This window comes from Mycobacterium sp. IDUB_19 (assembly GCF_055419445.1).
The window spans coordinates 1-6,687 of record NZ_JBVAXR010000075.1; the positions used below are offsets into that span (position 1 = coordinate 1).

Sequence of the window (6,687 nt, forward strand, 5' to 3'; positions counted from 1 at the left end):
AAGTCGCCGCCCGAACGGTCTGGGCCATGGTCGGCCCCCTGCATCGGGTCGTCGCACCACGGTTGATGGAACGTGCCGCCCTTAGTGCGTCGGCAGACCCAGAACGTGTTCGGCGATGAAGTTGAGTGCAAACTCGTTGCTCACCGGCCCGGTTCGCGACAACCGCGCGTCGAGGTAGTTGTCAATCCAACCGTTGCGGTCGTCCCAGGCATCGACCCCTAGGACTTGCATCGCATGGTCGTAGCTGTCGAACACCAGATCGGCGGTGAGTATTTTGGCCATGTTCGCCTCGCCCGCAACGACATACGGGTCCACGCCCGCATCGAATCGCGACGCGGCGCCGTAGACGAACAAGCGGACCGCGGCGAGCTGCGCGTGCAGTTTGGCCAGCGGGTGCGCGATCGCCTGGTTCGCCCCGATCGGAGCGGTGCCCGAGGTGATGCGTTGCTTCGCGCGGACGACCGAGCCGTCAAGGCCGTATGCTGCGCTGCCGAGACACAGGGCGGCGGTCAGGATGCGCTCGACGGCGGTGAACGGCCACATCACCGCCAGACCCTCCCCTTCGGCCCCGACGAGTTCGTCTGCCGGGACGATCACTTCGTTGAGCTCGAGCTGATACTGCCGAACACCCTCGCGATAACGCATCGGCAATTCACTCATCGTCACTCCCGGCAAGGCCGGGTCGACGAGCACCGTCGTGTAACCCCTCGAAGCGCCGTCATCACCGGCGGCGGCGCGGCCGAACACCAACACACGATCGACGACATCCAGACCGGAGGTGATCTGTTTGACCCCGCTGACCACCAGATGGTCACCGTTGCAACGAATCTCGGTGCTTGTCCGGAAGATATTGTGACCACTGTGTGATTCGGTCACGGCCATCGCCAGTAGCGCCTGTCCGCGGGCAACTCGTGGGCACCATCGCCGGCTGGCCGGCTGCGACCCAACCTGGGCCATTGCATGCGCGATCGCGGCCGACAGCACGGGCATCCACAGCACTATCCCCCGCTCGGCGAATGCCTCGAGGACGAGACTCGCGCCGAGCAGTCCTCCCTCGGTGCCGCCGTATTCGGTCGACAGCACCAATCCCGGCCATCCGTGATCGCAGAAGCTCTCCCACAATTGCGGGTGCATCTCGTGATGATCCAGCAGATGCTGGCGGACCTCGCGGGGCCGATTCGCCCATTGCGCGGCGACTTCACGCGCTTGAGCCTGCAGCCGAGCGTGCACCGGGGACAGTTCTAGCAACTCGGACACCGCGTTCACCATGTGAGACAGAGTATCACTCCGGAGTTTTACTCTCCAGTGACACCCGGGTGCCCGGGCTTGACCGGAAGCAACTCGGCGACCGCGTCGCCTTCAGCGATGATCAAGCCCTCGGGTCCAAGGAGCTGTATACGAATTCGGCCTTGGGTCGGCTGCTGAGGTCTACGTGTGCGCTTGGTGGGAACCCCGCTCATGCCGGCGACGGCGGCATCGATCAGTTCCTCGGCATAGTGCAACAACGAGCCCGGCAGTTGACCGACTAGCCACCGCTGAGCGATGGAGTGTGCCGGTCCCGTCACGATCGCGACCACGACCGGCATCGGAAGATCCTTCGCCTCGCCACGGTCGACGAGCACCGATAGCCAGTCGCGGTAGGCATCGGTCACATCGCGGTTCAGGTCTTGTAGCTGCCCACCGGCGTCGGTTGTCCAGTCAAGTTGTCCACGGCCGTAGAGAAAGCGCGCACGGTCCGGATTGTCTTCAATCCACGACAATTGCTGGCGGATCACCCCGCCGACAGCCTCACGCAACGTCGCCGGGCGTTGCCGAAGGACGTTCCAGAATCCGTCTTGCACCGATCGCATGGCATCGACATAGAGCGCGCCGGCGATTGCTTCCTTCGACGAAAAGTGGTGAAACAAAGCACCGTTGGAAACACCACTGTGCTCTCGAATCCGCGCGACGGTTGTGCGGTCGTAGCCTTCTGCGGTGAAGCACTCTAGCGCCGAGTCCAAGATGCGCTCTCGCATTCCCATACCGACGCAGAGTAACACTCCGGAGCATCCGAGAGATCTGGCTTGCAGTTGACTGCACTATTGCGCCCAACTGCATATCGCGTCTACGATGACCCGATGACAAGTACGGCAGCGCGGCCGGTCACCGAGTTCATGGACGACCCGATCGGCTTCTTCGGCCAGTCCTACACCCAGATGCACAGCATCGGCCGCGACGAGCTCGAGGAGTTACAACGGCAGGCCATGGGCATCCGCTTTCAGGAGCACTACCGGCGCATCGAGATACTGCGCAAACTGGCCGACCGGCTCGGCATCAAAGAGCTCAATCAGTTCAATGATGTTGTACCGCTGTTGTTCTCGCATACCGCGTTCAAGTCATACCCGGCTGCGCTGGTGGACAGGAAGCGCTTCGACCTGATGACCCAGTGGCTCGACAAGCTCACCAGCTACGACCTGGCGGACGTGGATACCAACGGCTGCACCGGGATCGACGACTGGATCGACCGGCTCGATGCGCAGACGCCGCTCGAGGTCATCACCTCCAGCGGCACCACCGGCACCATCTCAATCCTGCCCAAGGACAAACGCGGCGCCGAGCAAGGCATGACGCTGTGGAAGATCTGCCTTTTCCAGACATTCGGCCACGAACCCACCGATGCCGAACTCAACCCGGTTGCGGACGTGGTGTGGCCGAACTTCGCCAACGGCAAGCTCGGCCACCTGCGCATTGCCAACATGATCAAACGCGGCTTCACCGGCGGCGACGAGAGCAGGTTTCACGCGCTCTACCCTGGCGCGGTCGACACCGACCTGATGTTTCTGGCCTCCAAGATGCGCGCCGCGGCGTCGCGCGGCGAGCTGGACCGGCTGGAGATCGACCCGGCGCTGGCCGCCCGCAAAGACGAATTCATCGCCATGCAGGCACGCCAGGCCCAAGACACCGAGGAGTTCTTCACCCGCCTCACCGAACAGCTGCGCGGCAAAAGGGTGTTCATGACCAGTGCCTTCGGTCAGATGTACGACATCGCCAAGGCCGGCCTGGAACGCGGCGTGCAAAATGTCTTCTCTCCCGACTCGGCGATCCTTACCGGCGGCGGCATGAAAGGTGTTGCGCTGCCTGCCGATTTCATGGACGTCATCAAGCGCTTCCTTGGCGTCGACCGCATCCAGGTCGGCTACGGCTTCTCCGAATCGAGCACCTTCCATTGGGGTTGCCGCGAGGGCCGCTACCACGTCGCGCCGTGGGTCGTTCCGTTCGTACTCGATCCCGACACCAGCGAGCCACTTCCGCGTACCGGTGTGCAGACCGGCCGTGCGGCCGTGTACGACATCCTGCTGCGAGCGCATTGGGGCGGCGTCATCTCGGGCGACGAAGTCACGATCGACTGGGACCTGCAGTGCCCCTGCGGCCAGGCCAGCCTCGCGTTCGAGAAAGACATCATGCGCTACAGCGAAAAGCAGGGTGTCGAAGACGACCGGATCACTTGCGCCGCAACACATGAGGTGCACAACGAGGCGGTGAATTTCATGAAGGGTGTCGACCTGTGATCGCCTACACCGTCCCGCTGTTCTTGCGGGGACAGGTCATCACCGACGATCTCGTGCCGTTCGATACCCGCATCGGCGCCTCGCAGTTCCAGGCGCCGGACATGAGCAAATACGTCGAGCAACTGCCACTCAAGAGCCCTGGGCAAATGAGCGACCTCTACGAGTTGAGCTTCGACGAGATCCTCGACGTGCTGGCCGCCCTGGGCGAAGCGCTGGATTTCGAGTCGAACACCCACTTGCAGGAGGCCTACGAGGCCTCGCTGGTCGCCAACGTGCTGCCGGCGGAGATGATGAAGAACAGCTATCGCGTGCTGCGGCCGCTGTTTTCCCGGGAGAACGTCACCGAAATCGCCGACAGCCAGGTCGGGCTGGACTACCTCAACGGATGGGTCCCGCAAAAGTTGCGCGACGGACGTGAACTACGCGTGCGCGCCTTCGGATCCCGGGTGCTGCACATCCCGGCGGGCAACGGCGGATTGGTCTCGGCGGTGACGATCCTGCGTTCGGTGATCACCCGATCGGACGTCATCATCAAGGCCCCGTCCAACGATCCGCTCACCGCCATCGCGATTGCCCGCACGCTTGCCGACATCGCGCCGAACCACCCGATCACGAAGCACCTGGCGGTCGGGTATTGGAAGGGCGGCGATCTGGCCGTCGAAGAGGTGCTCTATCAGCCCCAGCACATCGAAAAGATCGTGGCGTGGGGCGGGATGGCGTCGGTCAAGCACGTAACCCGGTACATCCAGCCGGGTTTGGAGCTCATCGCGCTGGACCCCAAGCGCAGCGCGACCATCATCGGCGCCGAGGCCTTCGCCGACGAAGACACCCTGCGGGAGGTGGCCCGCCGCGCCGCGACCGACATCGGCGTGGCCAACCAGGAAGGCTGCGCCAACGCGCGGGTCATCTACGTGCTCAGCGGAACCGATGCCGAGGGCCTGGCCAATGCGAATCGGCTCGGCGAATTGATCTACACCGAACTGGTGTCGCTGCCCGACATCGTCAGCACCCCGCCGCGCTACCCCAACCGCGAGCTGCTCGACCATGTCGAGGCCTCCCGCATGACCGACGACTTCTACCGCGTCATCGGCGGCGAGCGGCGCGAAGGCGCCATCGTCGTCTCCCAATTCGACGAGCCGGTCGATTATTCGCCGATGCTGTCCGGGCGGGTCGCGAATATCGTGCCGGTGGACAACATCGACCGGGTGACCGCAGCAGTCAACGCCTACACTCAGACGATCGGCATCTATCCTGAGTCGCTCAAGCGACAGTTGCGAAACACGCTGCCGCTGTTCGGTGCCCAACGGCTGACCAGCCTCGGCTACGCGTGCAGCGTCGCGATCGCGATGCCCCAGGACGCCATCGAGCCGGTCCGGCGGATGTGCAAGTGGATCGTCGACGAGGAATGCGATCCCGCCACGGTCGTTCCGCTCTGGGAGCTGGCCCGACGATGAGCGAACGCCGGACCGCGCTGGAGGTTGTCGACGGAATCGACCTGTCCGGCAAGGCCTGTGTGATCACCGGCGCGTCGGCCGGTCTCGGCCGTGAGTCGGCGCGGGCGCTGGCCGCCGCGGGTGCACACGTGATTCTGGCCGCCCGCAATCAGGATGCACTCGCCGAGGCCGCCGAGTGGGTACGGGTCGAAGTACCGGGCGCGCAGACTTCGACAGTCGAGCTCGACCTCACCACGCTGTCCAGCGTTCGTGCGGCGGCGGCGGCGATCCGCGACATCACGCCGGCGGTGCATGTGTTGATGAACAACGCCGGCGTGATGTTCACCCCGTTTAGCCGGACCCGCGACGGGTTCGAATTACAAATCGGAACAAATCATTTCGGGCATTTCGAGCTCACCCGGCTGCTGATCCCACAGCTGGCTGCCGCCGGGGGCGCCCGGGTGGTGATCCTGTCCTCCGGGGGCCATGTGATGGGTGACGTCGACTTCGACGACCCCAACTGGGAGCGACGCGACTACGACAAATTCGTCGCCTACGGCGCATCCAAGACCGCGAACATCCTGCACGCGATTGAGACCGACCGGCGGCTGCGCGACTTGGGAATCCGCGCGTATGCCGTCCATCCCGGCACCGTTGCCACCTCGCTGGCGCGGTATATGTCCCGTGAGGACTTCTCCGATCTCCGCAAGCTCGTCGTGGACAACAGTGCGCTGCGTGGCGAATCGACCGATGGCTTCCTTGACTTCGCCACTCCCGAGCAGGGTGCGGCCACCCAAGTGTGGGCCGCGGTAAGCCCGGAGCTGGCCGACCGGGGCGCGCTGTACCTGGAAGACGGCGGCATCAGCGAGACCGTCGCCCCGTACGCGCGCGATGAGCAACGCGCGGCGGAGTTATGGCAGATCTCCGAAAAGGTGTGTGGCAGCACGTGAGCAGACTGGAACGGCGCAAGCAGGAGATGCGGGAGAAGATCCTCATGGCCGCGTTCGACCTGTTTCTGGCACAGGGCGTCGCGGCCACCACCATCGAGGAAATCTGCGAGCGCGCCGATATCGCGAACCGGACGTTCTTCAACCACTTCGCCACGCGTGCGGACATGATCCGCGCACTGGCCGAACGGCGGCTGGTAAACCTGCACGACGTCGTCTTCGACCGCGCCGACGAACCGATCCCGGCGCGGCTGGTCGGGGTGTTCGACGACATCGGGGTGACGCTGGTCAAATCCGGCGACGCCTACCGCGAGCTGATCGGGGAGATGCTTGCCACCAGCGGCTACGGCATCCAGCGGGGGTTCAACCTGCACGAAACGTTCGGTGAGCTCATCAAAGAAGGCGTCTCCCGCGGAGAGGTCAGTACGCGCCACGACGCAGACACCTTGGCCGACATCATTGTTGGTGCGCTCTCGGGCGGCATCGTGAACTGGACTGTCGATCGGACGTACTCGCTGGAAACCAACCTGCACAACCTGGGTGTCGCGCTGGCCGACTTGCTCAAGGCCTGAGCCGGGCAGCCTCCGGATCGTCGATGCGCATACTCACGGCTCCGGCAGGGCTTTCCAGTCACGCGACAGCTTCGACCCGAACCGCGGGGGCCGCCGCTCGAAGAACGCGTTGACGCCCTCACTCGCGTCGGCGGTGCCCATCACGCGGTGGTGCAACTGCGTTTCCAGCGAGGCGACTTGGCGCGGC

At 64.3% G+C, this 6,687-nt stretch carries 6 protein-coding genes; 4 read left to right on the forward strand and 2 right to left on the reverse strand.

The features are described from left to right. Positions 1-81: 81 nt before the first annotated feature. Positions 82-1,269 carry an acyl-CoA dehydrogenase family protein gene (locus ACZY0B_RS26285; protein WP_463767171.1) on the reverse strand — a complete coding sequence of 396 codons (1,188 nt, stop codon included), beginning with the start codon at positions 1,267-1,269 and terminating at the stop codon, positions 82-84. A gap of 26 nt (positions 1,270-1,295) precedes the next feature. After that, positions 1,296-2,021, reverse strand: a complete 726-nt coding sequence (locus ACZY0B_RS26290; protein WP_463767172.1) for a TetR/AcrR family transcriptional regulator — start codon at positions 2,019-2,021, stop codon at positions 1,296-1,298. Positions 2,022-2,117: 96 nt separating this feature from the next. Between ACZY0B_RS26290 and ACZY0B_RS26295 the strand changes: the two genes are divergently transcribed. The 4 genes from ACZY0B_RS26295 to ACZY0B_RS26310 are packed head-to-tail and all read left to right on the forward strand — an operon-like array spanning position 2,118 to position 6,500. After that, positions 2,118-3,548, forward strand: a complete 1,431-nt coding sequence (locus ACZY0B_RS26295) for a long-chain-fatty-acid--protein ligase (protein WP_463767173.1) — start codon at positions 2,118-2,120, stop codon at positions 3,546-3,548. Further along, positions 3,545-5,002 (forward strand): acyl-CoA reductase, encoded by a 1,458-nt coding sequence (locus tag ACZY0B_RS26300; protein ID WP_463767174.1) that lies wholly within the window; start codon positions 3,545-3,547, stop codon positions 5,000-5,002. Before ACZY0B_RS26295 ends, ACZY0B_RS26300 begins: the two co-directional genes overlap by 4 nt. Continuing rightward, complete coding sequence (locus tag ACZY0B_RS26305) at positions 4,999-5,931, forward strand: SDR family NAD(P)-dependent oxidoreductase (protein ID WP_463767175.1); 933 nt, start codon at positions 4,999-5,001, stop codon at positions 5,929-5,931. Before ACZY0B_RS26300 ends, ACZY0B_RS26305 begins: the two co-directional genes overlap by 4 nt. Next, positions 5,928-6,500: a TetR/AcrR family transcriptional regulator gene (locus ACZY0B_RS26310; protein ID WP_463767176.1), complete on the forward strand. Its 573-nt coding sequence runs from the start codon at positions 5,928-5,930 to the stop codon at positions 6,498-6,500. The genes ACZY0B_RS26305 and ACZY0B_RS26310 overlap by 4 nt, the downstream gene beginning before the upstream one ends. Positions 6,501-6,687 lie beyond the last annotated feature (187 nt).